Raw genomic sequence first — 15,225 nt, 5'->3', positions numbered from 1 at the left:
TATTAAACCATTCGTCATTGCTTGCCGGTTAAGCGCGATGGCATAACCGGCAGTGAACTCGTGCGCCGGGTGTTTACAACCCTTCCTGAATCATCAGCTTCCAGCCGATGACCTCTTCCCAGTACGCCTGCTCACGCTCAAGATCGAGCTGAACGAGGTTGTTCTGGGCGAAATAACCAGTCGGGAAAGTCAGCGTCCAGTGACCATCGTCGGTTTCCAGCTTTAACGCCTCGGGCCGGGTGGTTGCCTGACGCTGATTATTTAACAGCGCGCCTAAACGCAGCAAAAAGACCAGCGGCAGAAATTGCTTCTTCTTAAACAGCGTGAAGCGCGGCATCTCATCCACTTTTACTGCTTTACGGTGATAGCGTACCAGCATCGCCAGTAGCGACTGTTGATCCTGGTTAAAGCCCGGCATATTGGTATTTTGCAGGATATAAGAGGAGTGGCGTTGCAGACCGCTGTGGTTAATGGTCAGGCCGACTTCGTGCAGCATCGACGCCCACTTCAGCAGCGCTGCCAGCTGCGGATTGGCCAGTTTCGGGTTCTGATCTTTCCACTGCAGATAGAGCTGCTCTGTGGTATCGAGCACGCGGCGCGCCTGATCGGTATCGATATTGTAGTGATTGGCGAGGCTCTGCGCGGTACGGCTGCGAATATCCTGATGGCGGAAGCGTCCCTCCATCTCATACAGCACCCCTTCACGTAGCGCGCCGTCAGAGAGACGCAGCTCGCGGATCGCCAGCGCATCAAAGACGCCGCACAGGATCGCCAGCCCTGGCACAAACACCGCTTTACGTTCGTCAGAAAGGCCCGGCAGACTAAGTGCATCAAAAGATTTATGTTTGATCACTTCGTCATACAGCGTCTCCAGACGCTCTGGCGTAATCAGCTTCTCTTTCTCGCCCATTGCCTGCAACACTTCGCAGGCCGCCTTAATGGTGCCGGAGGCGCCAAGCGCAAACTGCCAGCCGAGCAGGCGATACTGCCAGGCCAGCGTTTCCAGTTTCTGTGCCGCCGCCAGGCGCGCGCGACGGAAATTCTCTTTGCTGATCACACCCTGGGCGAAATAGTGCTGGGCAAAACTGACGCAGCCCATACGGCGGCTCTCCACCAGTTTTGGCTCAAAATCTTCGCCAATTACCAGTTCCGTCGAACCGCCGCCGATATCAATTACCAGCTTGCGGCCTTTTTCCGGCTGCGTATGTTCCACACCCATAAAGATCAGACGTGCTTCTTCGTGGCCGGAGATCACCTCGATCGGATAGGGGATCACATCGGCGGCGCGTTGCAGAAACTCTTCGGCATTGATTGCCTGGCGAAGGGTATGGGTGCCGACAATCGTCACATTCGCCGGGCTGAAGCCCTGCAGGCGCTCGGCAAACAGCGCGAGGCAGCCCAGTCCACGCTGGATTGCATCTTCGCTCAGCACATTATTGGCGTCGAGACCGTCAGCCAGGTGCACCCGCTGTTTCAGCCGTCCCAGCACCTGCATGGCGCCATCCACCACGCGGGCAATCACCATGTGAAAACTGTTAGAACCGAGGTCAATGGCAGCAAATTCCTGCGGTTTTGGCGTACTTTTATGGGATATTGGCATAGTGATTATTCAGGTTGTTCCAGGGATTTGATGTAATCGTAAATGGCTAACTGCGCGCGTACTTTACGGCGGTTACCACGCGGCACATAACGGTTACTCAGCTCTTTATCAACGTAGCGGGCTTTCAGGGTATCACTGAACAGGATGCCAATAATATCCAGGATCCGCTGTTTCAGCGTCGGGTCGAGGATCGCTACCGCCACTTCAATACGATAATCGATGTTACGCGTCATCCAGTCAGCGGAAGAGAGATACACTTTTTTATCGCCGCCGTTATCAAAGATATAGACCCGATCGTGCTCAAGGTAACGGTCTATGATGCTGATTACCCTGATATTATCGCTGATGCCTTCGAGGTTGGGGATCAGTGAGCACATGCCGCGTACCAGCAGATCAACCTTCACGCCAACACTCGACGCGGTGTACAGACGGTCGACCAAACCTTTATCCACCAGATTGTTGATTTTCAGCGTAATGCCAGCCGCAATACCATTCTGTGCATTGGCGATTTCGTTATCGATTAGCTGATACAACATACGGCGTGAGTTTTGCGGCGATACCATCAGATGCTCAAATGTGACCGGGCGGTAAGGGTTTTCAATAAAGTTAAACACCCGGCGCACTTCGTTAGTAATGCGCGCATCAGCGGTCAGCAGTGAATAATCGGTATACAGGCGCGCGGTCTTCTCATTAAAGTTGCCGGTACCAATATGAGCGTAGCGCACAATCTCACCGTTCTCACGGCGCGAAACTAAAAACAGCTTGGCGTGAATTTTCAGACCCGGCGCGGAGAAAATTACATGCACTCCGGCTTCGGTTAAGCGTTTGGCCCAGTGAATATTGGCTTCTTCATCAAAACGTGCCTGTAACTCCACCACTACCGTGACTTTTTTTCCGTTATAAGCGGCGTGGATCATCGCATCGATAATGCGCGAGTTTTTGGCTACGCGGTAAATATTGATTTTTATCGCCAGTACGCTTGGGTCAAACGAGGCCTGACGCAGCAGCTCCAGCACATGCTCAAAGGTGTGATACGGATAGTAGAGCAGCACGTCGTGATTGCGGATGGCGTCAAAGCCATTGCGAAAACGGTCAAACCAGATATGACGCAGTTGCGGCAGCGGTTTATTGACCAGATTAGCTTTGCCGACATTGGGGAAGCTAATAAAGTCTTTGAAGTTATGGTAGCGGCCACCGGGGATTATCGAGTCGTAGTTGGAAATATTCAGCTTGCCACGCAGTAGCTCGACCAGTGTATCCGGCATATCGCGCTGATAAACAAAACGTACCGGCTCGGCGGTCAGACGCTGTTTCAGACTGGATGACATCAGCTCCAGCAGGCTGGATTCCATCTCGGTGACCAGATCGTATTCCGCATCACGCGTCATCTTCATCGAATAGGCATTCAGCGCGTCATAATCGAAGAAGCCTTTAAAAATATCATCCAGGCAGTAGCGCAGAATGTTATCCAGCAGGATCATCGGCTTGCGACGGCGCGGTGCTTCCGGCGGCAGATTGACGAAGCGCGGCACTTTATCGGAGGGGATCTCCAGCAGGGCATGGTGCGCCTCATCGCCCCGAATAATTTCGACCGCCAGATAGGTGTAATCATCTTTCAGGAATTCGGTCAGGTCGGTGTCGTGATTAATCAGGATTGGCGTAATGTGCTGACGCAGATGATGCTTAAAATAGTGACGCAGCCAGCTCTGCTGATTGGGTGACAGCTGACGCTCATTGATCAGGAAAATCTGGTTGCGCGCCATTTCCAGCAGCAGATCGTTATACAGGCCGTCAAATTCCTGATCGGCTTTCATCACCCGTTGCTGGATCTTTTTCAGTAAATGGCGTGGCGTACTGGCGGACCCCTGCTCTTCACCGATCAGAATGCGACGTTTCAGATCGGCAAAGCGTACCTTATAGAACTCATCAAGATTATTGGAATAAATACCCAGAAATCGCATGCGTTCAATCAGCGGGTTAGTCTTGTCAGCCGCTTCCTGCAGCACGCGTTCGTTAAAGGATAACCAGCTAAGTTCTTTTTCTATATATAACTTTTCCTGACCCATTTTTACTCCGTTGTGCTGATTTGGCACCAGGGTACCCCATGTCCACACCCATTATGGCGAGAGTATGGCCGCATTGTCCAACCCCAACAGTTGTCTTATCAGGCAGCTACGGGCAACATAGCGGCTTGAAAATGAAACGGACACCCATGCAGGCATGATCGATAACCATATTCCCGTACAGTTCAGCGACAAACGCCGGCGATTTATCGACCGGCTGACGCGTCGCGTGGTGACGGCCTGTGGCATCGGCATCTTGTTGGTGATGATGCTGCTTTTCTTCTGGCTTATCTGGGTGGTGACACCGTTATTTTCTTCACCTTCACTACAGTCAGTCAGCACCTTTTCCCTGTGGCAGCCGCAGCCCGCGGTGGCGCTTGGCCTTAACGGCAACTGGGGCTGGCGTATTGACCAGCAGGGTATGGCGCGCTTTATCCCGCTGAGCGGCGAACCGGCTGAACCGGCGCTGCAACTGGCGAACGGCCCGGTGCAGGCGGCGCTTACCGCCGACAAATCTGCGGTGCTTTTGTTACAGTCTGATGACAGCGTGAAACTGGTCAGCGCAGATTTCACTGCCCGTGACGGTGAGCCGCGCTGGAAATTCCCGTTGGGTGATATTGCACAGAAGATTGCTTCACAACGATTGCAGCATCCTGCAGTGGCGCGCAGCGGCGACGATCAGTGGCTGGCGGCGGCATCAACTGGTGACGCTATCGTGCTGGCGCAATTACGCGCCAGCCAGCCGCCAGTGATTCGCACCATTAACGCTGCCAGCAGCGACCAGCTATTACTGACCCCGGATGGCAAACTGCTGTTTGCGCTGGCCGGTAATCTGTTGCGCGTCTGGCGCATCACGGATGACCAGATTAACTTACGCGACATCATTACGCTGCAAGAAAAACCGCAGCAGATGCAGCTGCTCAGTGGCGGTAATTCGCTGCTGATTGCCGGACCGTCTGGTGTTGCGCAGTGGTTTGATATCGCCAGCGCTACCGGCCCGCATCTGAATTTTATTCGTTATTTTAATGGCGCCAGCACGCCATCCCTGCTGATCACTGAAGCGCAGCGGCGGGTATTTGCCACGCTTAATCCGCGCGGCGAGCTGCAACTGTTTGCCAGTAAACAGGATGGTGCAATCTTCGCGCAGAAACTGGTCGCCGGTATCCGCCATGCGGAGTTTGCGCCACAGGGCGATGGGCTGCTGGTGGAGCGCAGCGGGCAGTGGCAATACTATCGTTTGCATAATCCGTGGCCCGACTTTAGCTGGCGTAGCCTGTGGCAGAAGGTCTGGTATGAAAACTATCCTGAACCGGCCTGGGTATGGCAATCCACCGCTGCAGACGACCACTATCAGGCGAAATTCAGCCTGATGCCGATGGTGTCCGGCACGCTGAAAGCTTCGGCGCTGGCGCTGCTGTTCGCCACGCCGCTGGCGCTGGCCGCTGCAATTTACAGCGCGTGGTTTATGTCGCCCGCGCTGCGACGCTGGGTTAAACCGGGGATTGAAATGATGGGCGCACTGCCCAGTGTGGTGGTGGGGTTAATTGCCGGACTCTGGCTGGCGCCGCGTATTGCCGATCATCTGCTGGGCGTGCTGCTGCTGCCCTTTATGCTGGCGCTGGCGTTGCTGCTGTGCGCCTGGGGTTCGCGACGGTTACCGGCACGCTGGCAGCGACTCTGCGCCGACGGGCGTGAAGTCTGGCTGTTACTGCCATTGCTGTTGCTGGTCAGCATCCTCAGCCTGTGGCTCTGGCCGCTGCTGGATAGCGCGCTATTTGGCCGTGGGCTGGCCGATCGTCTGACGCACGGCTATGAGCAGCGCAATTTGCTGGTGGCCGGTGTGGCGATGGGGTTTGCGCTGGTGCCATTGATTTTCACCCTGGCGGAGGATGCCATTTTTAGTGTTCCGGCTTCTTTGGGGCAGGGATCGCTGGCGCTGGGCGCAACGCCCTGGCAAACCCTGTCGCGCGTAGTTCTGCCGAGTGCCTCAGCGGGCATTTTTGCCGCGCTGATGATCGGTTTTGGTCGCGCAGTGGGTGAAACCATGATTGTGCTGATGGCCACCGGCAACACCCCGGTTACTGATGGTGGCCTGTTCGATGGCTTGCGCACGCTGTCGGCAAATATCGCCGTGGAGATGCCGGAAGCGGCGGCGGGCAGCGCGCACTATCGTATCCTGTTCCTCAGCGCGCTGGTGCTGCTGGTGTTTACCCTGGTGGTAAACACGCTGGCCGAGCTGGTGCGTCAGCGGCTGCGTCAGCGTTTTGGTAAGCATGAGGGGCAGGGATGAATAAACCGACGCGGCAAAACGATCGCTGGCGCTGGTTAACTGCGGGGGCCGTCGCTTTTAGTCTGCTGGCCTTTTTCCTGCTGATTACTTTGCTGGCCTGGCAGGGATTGCGTGGCTTCTGGCCGCAACCGGTAACGCTGTTTACCCTCAATCAGCCGGGGGCTGGTGGGGTACAACTGCTGGGCGAGGTGGCCAGCAGTAGTCAGGTATCGCGCCAGCAGTTGCAGGCCAGCGGGCGCCAGATACCGGCGGATATGCCGCCGCAAGTGACGCGTTACCTGCTTAAAACTGGTAATCGTGACTTTGCCGCCCCGGATTTCCGTGCATTGTTATCCAGCGATATCAGTGAGCGGCAGCATCCCAGAGAGATAATCGTGTTGCAACGGCGTAGCGGCGGCAATGCCTATGGCTGGTTCGAAGGGCTGCGGGAAGGGACACAGCCGCTGATCGCGCATAATATGGGGCGCGCTTTGCAGCAGCGTCTGCAGCAGACACATCAGCAGCTGGCGCAGGCGGCTGAGCTGCGCCGCGTTGAGATGGCGCGTATAAATGCCCAGCTGGAGGCGCTGCAACATAAGGCTGAAGAACTGCGCGCCGCAAAGCGCTTTGATGCGCAGGAGCAGTCCATTTATCAGGCGGATCGCGCCGAGTTACAGCGCCAGTTCAATCGTCTGGCGACGCGACTGGCCTCCCTCAACAGTGAAATTGACCGTAGCGCGCTGATCCTGCGTGATGCCAGCGGTAGCGTGCAGCGCATTCCGCTGGCGCAGGTGGTGGCCGCCTGGCAGCCGAACGCCATGAGCCTTGGGCAGAAGTGGCGCCATTTCGCCAGCCAGCTGTGGCGCTTTGTCAGCGACTCGCCAGCCGAAAACCAGTCGGAGGGCGGGGCGTTTCCGGCGATTTTCGGCACGGTATTAATGGTGTTGCTGATGTCGGTGGTGGTCATGCCGCTGGGGGTGATTGCGGCGGTCTGGCTGCATGAGTATGCCGGTCGCAACGCCTTAACCCGGCTGGTACGTATTGCGGTGGTTAATCTGGCCGGGGTGCCGTCGATTGTCTATGGCGTATTTGGTCTTGGCTTTTTTGTCTGGCTGATTGGCGGCTCGCTGGATCAGTTATTCTTCCCGGCGGCGCTGCCGAATCCGACTTTTGGCACGCCTGGCCTGCTATGGGCGTCGCTGACGCTGGCGCTGCTGACGTTGCCGGTGGTGATTGTCGCCACCGAAGAGGGGTTGTCACGAATTCCGCCGGCGCTGCGTCAGGGCTCGCTGGCGCTGGGCGCCACTCGTGCGGAAACGCTATGGAATATCACCCTGCCGCTGGCGTTGCCAGCGATGCTGACCGGCCTGATCCTCGCGGTGGCGCGCGCGGCGGGGGAGACTGCGCCACTGATGCTGGTTGGTGTGGTAAAAATGGTGCCGGAATTGCCGATCGACGGTATTTTCCCGTACCTGCATCTTGACCGTAAATTTATGCACCTTGGCTTCCAGATCTATGATCTGGCGTTTCAGAGTCCTGATGCGGAAGCCGAGCGGCCGCTGGTGTATGCCACCGCGCTGTTGCTGGTCACCATCGTATTAGGACTGAACCTGGCGGCGATGGGTTTGCGCCATCGCCTGCGTGAGCGCTACCGCGCGCTGGTGCAATAACTGTGGAACCTGTTATGGATTCAACTGTAGCGTTTGCCGATGATGAAACGGCGCTGGAACTGAAGCAGTTGTCGTTATGGTATGGCGAGAAACCGGCGCTGAAGGATATCTCCTTACGGCTGCCAAAGAACCGCATTACCGCGCTGATTGGCCCCTCCGGCTGTGGTAAATCGACGCTGCTACGCTGTTTCAACCGCATGAATGATCTGATTGATGACTGTCGGCTGGAAGGCGATATTCTGCTGGAAAAAGAGTCGATTATGCAGAGGTCTGGCGATCTCTCCGCACTGCGGCGGCGGGTGGGCATGGTGTTTCAGCGGCCAAACCCGTTTCCGAAATCGATTTATGAAAATGTGGTTTACGGCCTGCGTTTGCAGGGCGTGCGCGATCGGCGGGTGCTGGATGAAGCCGTTGAGCGTGCGCTGCGCGCAGCGGCGTTGTGGAGTGAGGTGAAAGACAGTCTGCGGCAGAATGCCCTGACGCTCTCCAGCGGTCAGCAGCAGCGTCTGGTGATTGCGCGTGCGGTGGCGGTTGAACCGGAAGTTTTGCTGCTTGATGAGCCGACGTCGGCGCTGGATCCAATCTCCACGCTGGTGATTGAAGAGCTGATGACCACCCTGAAGCAGCACTTTACGCTGGTGCTGGTGACGCACAATATGCAGCAGGCGGCGCGCGTCTCGGATTACACCGCCTTTATGCATAACGGCAGCGTGGTGGAGTTTGCAGAGACTGACGAGTTATTTACTGCACCCAAAGCGCGGCGCACGGAAGATTATATTACTGGCAGGTATGGCTGAGCATGACTGGCCAGGATTAAGCTGGCCAAAAATGCATTATTCGAAGCACTGACCTTCAGCCGGGAGTTTTTCGCCATCCATCCATGCGGCGTTATCGCGCATCGTCAGACGACCATCGACAAACCAGCTGATCACCAGTGGGTAGATAACGTGTTCCTGATGCTGAACACGCGCATTCACCGCTTCTTCGCTATCACCGGCGACAATCGGCACCTTAGCCTGCAGAATAACCGGGCCGCCATCCAGCTCATCGGTAACAAAATGCACGGAGGTGCCGTGCTCCGTATCACCGTTTTCCAGCGCTTTACGGTGTGTATGCAGGCCAGGGTATTTCGGCAGCAGCGAAGGGTGGATATTCAGCAGGCGTTGCTGATAGTGGCCGACAAACGCCGGACTCAGAATCCGCATATAACCCGCCAGCACCACTAAATCCGGTACGTAAGCGTCGATTTCCATCATCAGCTGACGATCGAACGCTGCGCGGTCGGAGAACTGCGAAGCTACTATTGCGTGCGCCGGAATCCCCGCCGCTTGCGCGCGCTCCAGGCCATAAGCATCGGTTTTATTGCTGAAAACGGCAGCAAGGCTGCCGTTGATTTGTCCCTGCTGGCAGGCATCCATAATCGCCTGAAGGTTGCTTCCATTCCCGGAAACCAGCACGACTATCTTTTTCATGCGTTAATAACCACACGCTCAGCCGCGTCGGAAGCGTTGATCACGCCGATTTTCCAGGCTTTTTCGCCAGCGTCTGTCATCAGCTGCACGGCTTTATCGGCTTCTGCCGGGCTGAGAGCGATTAACATGCCCACGCCACAGTTAAAGGTACGGTACATTTCGTGACGGCTTACATTGCCTGCCTGCTGCATCCAGCTGAAGATGGCTGGCCACTGCCAGCTGGACTCTTCCAGTACCGCCTGGGTGTTGTCCGGCAGTACACGTGGGATATTTTCCCAGAAGCCGCCGCCGGTCAGATGGCATATCGCATGCACTTCAACCTGTTCAATCAGGCTGAGAATGTTTTTCACGTAGATGCGGGTCGGTTCCAGCAGGTGATCGGCAATGGTTTTGCCTTCCAGCTGGGTGCTTTCTGGCGCGGTCTGACTGACTTCCAGAATTTTACGCACCAGCGAGTAGCCGTTGGAGTGTGGACCACTGGAGCCAAGGGCAATCAGCACGTCGCCGTCCTGCACTTTGCTGCCGTCAATAATTTCTGATTTTTCTACCACGCCGACGCAAAAACCGGCCACGTCGTAGTCTTCGCCATGGTACATGCCTGGCATCTCGGCGGTTTCACCGCCAACCAGCGCACAGCCAGACTGCTGACAGCCTTCGGCGATACCGGTGATTACGCTGGCTGCGGTATCCACATCCAGTTTGCCGGTAGCATAATAGTCGAGGAAGAACAGCGGCTCTGCGCCCTGTACCACCAGATCGTTAACACACATGGCGACCAGATCGATGCCGATGCTGTCGTGGCGCTTCAGATCCATAGCCAGACGCAGCTTCGTGCCGACGCCGTCAGTGCCGGAAACCAGAATCGGTTCGCGGTATTTTTGCGGCAGCGCACAAAGGGCACCGAAACCGCCCAGTCCACCCATCACTTCCGGGCGACGAGTCTTTTTCACTACACCTTTAATACGATCGACTAAAGCATTACCAGCATCGATATCTACGCCGGCGTCTTTATAGCTGAGAGAGGTCTTGTCGGTCACTGCGAAATCCCCACGCGGTTGCGGTTGGTGGTTTGAAAATAAAGCGCGGCAATTCTATCAGCGCAGGCAAACGTTTGCGAGTCTCATCTGAGCTGACATTGCGTATAGCCAGATTTTAGTCAATTCTTAGCCGAAGCAGTGAGAATTGATCTTAATTGCCTTAAGTCATATGGCGCAGTGAAAAAAAGGCGGTATAATCCGGCGATTTTTTTTGCCGCTAACCACTCCGGGAGAACAACAATGAAGATCGTGGAAGTCAAACACCCGCTCGTCAAACACAAACTGGGCCTGATGCGTGAGCATGATGTAAGCACCAAGCGTTTTCGTGAGCTCGCCTCAGAAGTGGGAAGTTTACTGACTTATGAAGCCACCGCCGATCTGGAAACCGAAACCATTACGATTGAAGGCTGGAATGGCCCGGTAGAGATCGAGCAGATCAAAGGCAAAAAAATTACCGTGGTGCCGATTCTGCGTGCCGGTTTAGGTATGATGGAAGGGGTGCTGGAGCATGTTCCGAGCGCGCGCATCAGCGTGGTGGGGGTTTACCGCGATGAAGAGACGCTGAAGCCGGTGCCTTATTTCCAGAAACTGGTTTCCAATATTGAAGAGCGCATGGCGCTGGTGGTTGATCCGATGCTGGCAACTGGCGGCTCGATGATTGCGACCATCGACCTGCTGAAAAAAGCGGGCTGCAGCAGTATTAAAGTGCTGGTGCTGGTCGCGGCGCCAGAAGGTCTGACGGCGCTGGAGCAGGCGCATCCGGATGTTGAAGTGTATACCGCGTCGATCGATCAGGGGCTGAACGAGAAAGGCTATATTATTCCAGGCCTCGGCGATGCCGGAGATAAGATTTTCGGTACCAAATAATTTCTGAAAAAATGAAGCCGACCGCAGAGTCGGCTTTTTTATGGCGTTTTTCATAGCAAGAAAACATCTCAAGGGGATTCCATGACTCGTCGCGCTATCGGCGTCAGTGAGCGGCCACCGCTGCTTCAGACCATTCCGCTCAGTTTCCAGCATCTGTTCGCCATGTTTGGCGCCACGGTGCTGGTGCCGATTCTGTTTCATATCAATCCGGCGACGGTGCTGCTGTTTAATGGTGTTGGCACGCTGCTGTATCTGTTTATCTGTAAAGGCAAGATCCCGGCTTATCTTGGCTCCAGCTTTGCGTTTATTTCGCCGGTGCTGCTGCTGTTGCCGCTGGGTTATGAAGTGGCGCTTGGCGGCTTTATTATGTGCGGCGTGCTGTTCTGCATCGTGGCGCTGATTGTGAAAAAGGCCGGTACCGGCTGGCTGGACGTGATGTTCCCGCCAGCGGCGATGGGGGCGATAGTCGCCGTCATTGGTCTGGAACTGGCGGGTGTGGCGGCAAATATGGCCGGTCTGCTGCCTGCTGAGGGCGCATCAGCCGACAGCAAAACGGTGATTATCTCGCTGGTTACGCTGGCGGTAACCATCTTTGGATAGGTGCTGTTTCGTGGCTTTATGGCGATTATTCCGATTCTGATTGGCGTGCTGGTCGGTTACGGCCTCTCTTTCGCCATGGGAATTGTTGACTGGACGCCAGTGCGCGATGCGCCCTGGTTTGCGCTGCCCACTTTCTATACCCCACGCTTTGAGTGGTTCGCCATCTTTACTATCCTGCCTGCGGCGCTGGTGGTGATTGCGGAGCATATCGGCCATCTGGTGGTCACCGCCAATATCGTCAAAAAAGACCTGCTGAAAGATCCTGGCCTGCATCGCTCGATGTTTGCCAACGGTATTTCAACGGTCTTCTCCGGTCTGTTTGGCTCCACACCGAATACCACCTACGGTGAAAATATCGGTGTGATGGCGATTACCCGTGTTTACAGCACCTGGGTGATTGGCGGTGCGGCCATTCTGGCGATTATGTTGTCCTGCGTCGGCAAACTGGCGGCGGCAATCCAGGCCATTCCGGTGCCGGTGATGGGCGGCGTATCACTGCTACTGTACGGCGTGATTGGTGCTTCTGGTATTCGCGTGCTGATTGAATCGAAAGTGGATTATAACAAAGCGCAAAACCTGATCCTGACATCGGTGATCCTGATTATCGGCGTCAGCGGGGCGAAAGTGCATATCGGTGCGGCGGAACTGAAAGGGATGGCGCTGGCGACCATTGTTGGCGTCGGCTTAAGCCTGATCTTTAAAGTCATCAGTATGCTGCGTCCGGAAGAAGTAATCCTTGATGCGGATGAAAAATCGCCAGATTGATCGACAGATAATCCGACCGTAGGGGCGGCGTTCTCGCCGCCCGTGGCGATGGTTTGCACTGTGTCCGCCATCTGAACGGGAGCCGATAACGGCTCCCCTACGACAGATAATGCTGCCTGCGCGGCTGCCCGTTTTATTAAATGGCGAAAGTTATGATAAACTTTTGCCGTTTTCTGCCCGTTCACACTTGAGGTGCTTCTGAACACGCCGGCACAGCTTTCATTGCCACTCTATTTGCCCGACGACGAAACCTTCGCCAGCTTCTGGCCGGGGGAAAATCCGTCGCTACTGGCCGCGCTAAAAAGCGCTCTGCTTCAGGAACATGGCAGCTATTTCTATTTCTGGTCACGCGAAGGCGGCGGACGCAGCCATTTGCTGCACGCGGCTTGCGCCGAGCTTTCCGCACGTGGTGAAGCGGTGGGCTATGTGCCGCTGGATAAGCGCACCTGGTTTGTGCCGGAAGTGCTGGATGGCATGGAGCAACTGGCGCTGATCTGCATCGATAATATTGAATGCATCGCCGGTGATGAGCTGTGGGAAATGGCGATCTTCGATCTCTATAACCGTATTCTTGAAACCGGTAAGACGCGCCTGCTGATCACCGGCGATCGTCCACCACGTCAGCTGAATCTTAAACTGGCCGATCTTGCTTCGCGCCTCGACTGGGGACAAATCTATAAGCTGCAACCGCTTTCCGACGAAGACAAGTTGCAGGCGCTACAGCTGCGCGCCAATCTGCGTGGTTTTGAGCTGCCGGAAGACGTTGGCCGTTTCCTGCTGAAGCGACTGGATCGCGAAATGCGTACGCTGTTTGTGACGCTGGACCGGCTGGACAGTGCATCCATCAGCGCCCAGCGCAAGCTGACCATTCCGTTTGTAAAAGAGACGCTCGACCTTTAAAAGTATCTATAAAATTTCCAGTACCTGCTCAGGCGGACGTCCGATCCGCGCCTGACCCCCGGCGACCACAATCGGCCGTTCTATTAGTTTCGGATTATCAATCATCGCCTGCATCAGCTGCGTCTCACTTAAGGTCGCATCCGCCAGCTGCAGAGTCTTGTATATCTCTTCTTTATTGCGCATCAGTTCACGCGCGCTATTCATACCCAGCTGCTTCAGCAGCGTTTTGAGTGTTGCCAGATCGGGGGGCGTTTCAAGATAGAGCAGCACTTGCGGCGCGACGCCACGATTCTGGAGCAAAGCCAGTGTCTCCCGGCTCTTGGAACAGCGCGGATTATGATAAATAGTCACCATCGGGTGTTATGTCCTTGTGTACTGGCGGAAGCGTTTTTGCAGCTGGCGCAGTTGATCGATACGCGCATCGTAGCGCGCCTGCTTTAAGCTACCCAGTGGAACCTGCGCACTGGCGCTGCTTAAGGTGGTAATCGCCTGATCGAGACGTCCGGCAATCGCCAGACCTTCGGCGCGGGCGGACAGCTCTTCATCACGTAAACCCTGTGCCGCCGAAGCCTGCGCCAGCAGATCCCAGCCGTTAGGATCGTCAGGATGGGAGAAAGTATAGCGATTAAGAATACGGCTGGCGGCAGCGGGCTGCTTCGCTTCAACATAGGCATTCGCGAGGTTAAGCTGCAGCACCGGATTGCTGGTTGAAGCGCGTAGCGCGGTCAGGCGTTTAATCGCCTGTGGCGCCTGATTCAGACCAATATCGATATCCGTCATAATATCCAGATACCAGACGTTATCCGGCTGCTTACTCAGCAGCGGTTCAACAATCCGCTTCGCATCGGTGAAGCTTTTCGCTTCAAGGAACTGAATCGCTTTACCATATTGCGCCGCCTGCTGTTCGCGCACATTGCCTTTTGACCAGCTATTCAATAAATCGTCGCCCAGCTGATTACGTCCGGTGGCGTACATACCCAGCGCGCGCACTTTGGCCATATAGTAATCCTGCGAGGATTGCGTTACCACCGGGCGCATCTGATTGGCGCGGTTGCGCGCATCGGCCAGACGGCTGTCGGGCAGTGGGTGGGTCAGCAGAATTTCTGGCGGCTTAGACGCAAAACGTGACTGATCGGCCAGCTTTTGCAGGAAATTCGGCATGGCCTGTGGATCAAAACCGGCACGTTGCAGCACCTGAATACCGATGCGGTCCGCTTCCTGTTCATTGTTCTGGGTAAAGCTGATGACCCCCTGCTGGGTGCCGGCGAGCGTACCGGTCAGCGCCGCCATACCCGCCTGTGGATTCGCCATGGCCAGTAAAATTGAGCCTAAGGCGCCGACCCAGGTCAGCGGCGCATTGCGTTGCTGCTCCTCCATCGCGCGCGCCAGATGGCGCTGGGTGACGTGGGAGATTTCATGCGCCATGACTGACGCCAGCTGGCTCTCGTTATCGGTATAACGGAACAGCGCCGAATGCAGCACGACATTGCCGCCAAAAAAGGCGAAAGCATTGATCTCATCATTACGGATCAGATAGAAATGAAATGGTGTTCGTACGGAGTTGGCATGGGCAACCAGCCGTTGTCCCAGCTGGTTAATATAGTCATTCAGCAGCGGATCGTTAATCAGTGGCGCACTGGCGCGCAGCTGGCGCACATAAAAGTCGCCCATCTGCAGTTCCTGATTAATCGACAGCGTTCCGCCCGCGGTGGTGCCAATATCCGGCAGGGAATCGGACAGATCATCCGCCCTGGCAGGGAGCATGCTGCCTGCCAGCAGTGTGGTAATCAGTGAAGCGACCAGACTTTTCTTCAACCGGTTGAACATACTTCAGTCCCATAACAAGAAGGTAGAATTTTGACAGGCGGCAGGACGAAACGTTCTTTACTGACTGCGCAAACGTGCCTCACTTACGTTGACAGTTTACCGAGTGCTGATTGAGAAAGAAATCACCGTGCGGCAGCGGAATGTGACGTAAAACA

Annotated in this window: 11 protein-coding genes and 1 pseudogene; 6 read left to right on the top strand and 6 right to left on the bottom strand. The window is 55.7% G+C overall.

Annotated features, from left to right (window positions below; translation table 11 throughout):
• Nucleotides 1–73: 73 nt before the first annotated feature.
• On the bottom strand, nt 74–1,600 hold the full coding sequence (gene ppx, locus J2125_RS05260; RefSeq protein ID WP_017803218.1) for an exopolyphosphatase: 1,527 nt from the start codon (nt 1,598–1,600) through the stop codon (nt 74–76).
• A 5-nt stretch (nt 1,601–1,605) separates the two neighbouring features.
• A complete protein-coding gene (gene ppk1 / locus J2125_RS05255) occupies nt 1,606–3,666 on the bottom strand; it encodes a polyphosphate kinase 1 (RefSeq protein ID WP_017803219.1) in 2,061 nt (686 codons plus the stop codon).
• Nucleotides 3,667–3,820: 154 nt separating this feature from the next.
• Between ppk1 and J2125_RS05250 the strand changes: the two genes are divergently transcribed.
• Genes J2125_RS05250 through pstB form a run of 3 tightly spaced genes read left to right on the top strand, consistent with a single transcriptional unit; the run spans nt 3,821 to nt 8,399 of the window.
• Nucleotides 3,821–5,953 carry an ABC transporter permease subunit gene (locus tag J2125_RS05250; RefSeq protein ID WP_017803220.1) on the top strand — a complete coding sequence of 711 codons (2,133 nt, stop codon included), beginning with the start codon at nt 3,821–3,823 and terminating at the stop codon, nt 5,951–5,953.
• Entirely contained in the window at nt 5,950–7,602 is a 1,653-nt protein-coding gene (gene pstA, locus J2125_RS05245) for a phosphate ABC transporter permease PstA (RefSeq protein WP_017803221.1), read from the top strand. Before J2125_RS05250 ends, pstA begins: the two co-directional genes overlap by 4 nt.
• A 14-nt stretch (nt 7,603–7,616) precedes the next feature.
• Entirely contained in the window at nt 7,617–8,399 is a 783-nt protein-coding gene (gene pstB / locus J2125_RS05240; protein ID WP_017803222.1) for a phosphate ABC transporter ATP-binding protein PstB, read from the top strand.
• A gap of 36 nt (nt 8,400–8,435) precedes the next feature.
• Here pstB and purN read toward each other — a convergent pair whose 3' ends face one another.
• Together purN and purM are read right to left on the bottom strand one after the other, a co-directional pair.
• The gene (gene purN, locus J2125_RS05235) at nt 8,436–9,074 is read right to left on the bottom strand and encodes a phosphoribosylglycinamide formyltransferase (protein ID WP_026112001.1); all 639 of its coding nucleotides are present in this window, start codon (nt 9,072–9,074) and stop codon (nt 8,436–8,438) included.
• Nucleotides 9,071–10,111 (bottom strand): phosphoribosylformylglycinamidine cyclo-ligase, encoded by a 1,041-nt coding sequence (gene purM, locus J2125_RS05230; protein WP_017803224.1) that lies wholly within the window; start codon nt 10,109–10,111, stop codon nt 9,071–9,073. The genes purN and purM overlap by 4 nt, the downstream gene beginning before the upstream one ends.
• A 240-nt stretch (nt 10,112–10,351) precedes the next feature.
• Here purM and upp point away from each other — a divergent pair, with 240 nt between their 5' ends.
• The 3 genes and pseudogenes from upp (at nt 10,352) to hda (ending at nt 13,243) form a co-directional block, all read left to right on the top strand.
• Nucleotides 10,352–10,978, top strand: coding sequence for a uracil phosphoribosyltransferase (upp, locus tag J2125_RS05225; RefSeq protein ID WP_017803225.1), 627 nt, complete (start codon nt 10,352–10,354; stop codon nt 10,976–10,978).
• 81 nt (nt 10,979–11,059) lie between these two features.
• Nucleotides 11,060–12,343: pseudogene (gene uraA, locus J2125_RS05220) on the top strand (uracil permease).
• A 198-nt stretch (nt 12,344–12,541) separates the two neighbouring features.
• Nucleotides 12,542–13,243, top strand: a complete 702-nt coding sequence (hda, locus tag J2125_RS05215; protein WP_241764046.1) for a DnaA inactivator Hda — start codon at nt 12,542–12,544, stop codon at nt 13,241–13,243.
• Nucleotides 13,244–13,249: 6 nt separating this feature from the next.
• Here hda and arsC read toward each other — a convergent pair whose 3' ends face one another.
• Nucleotides 13,250–13,597 (bottom strand): arsenate reductase (glutaredoxin), encoded by a 348-nt coding sequence (gene arsC, locus J2125_RS05210; protein WP_017803229.1) that lies wholly within the window; start codon nt 13,595–13,597, stop codon nt 13,250–13,252.
• 6 nt (nt 13,598–13,603) lie between these two features.
• Nucleotides 13,604–15,070, bottom strand: a complete 1,467-nt coding sequence (gene bepA, locus J2125_RS05205) for a beta-barrel assembly-enhancing protease (RefSeq protein ID WP_017803230.1) — start codon at nt 15,068–15,070, stop codon at nt 13,604–13,606.
• Nucleotides 15,071–15,225 lie beyond the last annotated feature (155 nt).

The sequence above is a fragment of the Winslowiella toletana genome (assembly GCF_017875465.1).
Lineage (GTDB): Bacteria > Pseudomonadota > Gammaproteobacteria > Enterobacterales > Enterobacteriaceae > Erwinia > Erwinia toletana.
This window is presented reverse-complemented; position numbering and strand designations above follow the sequence as displayed.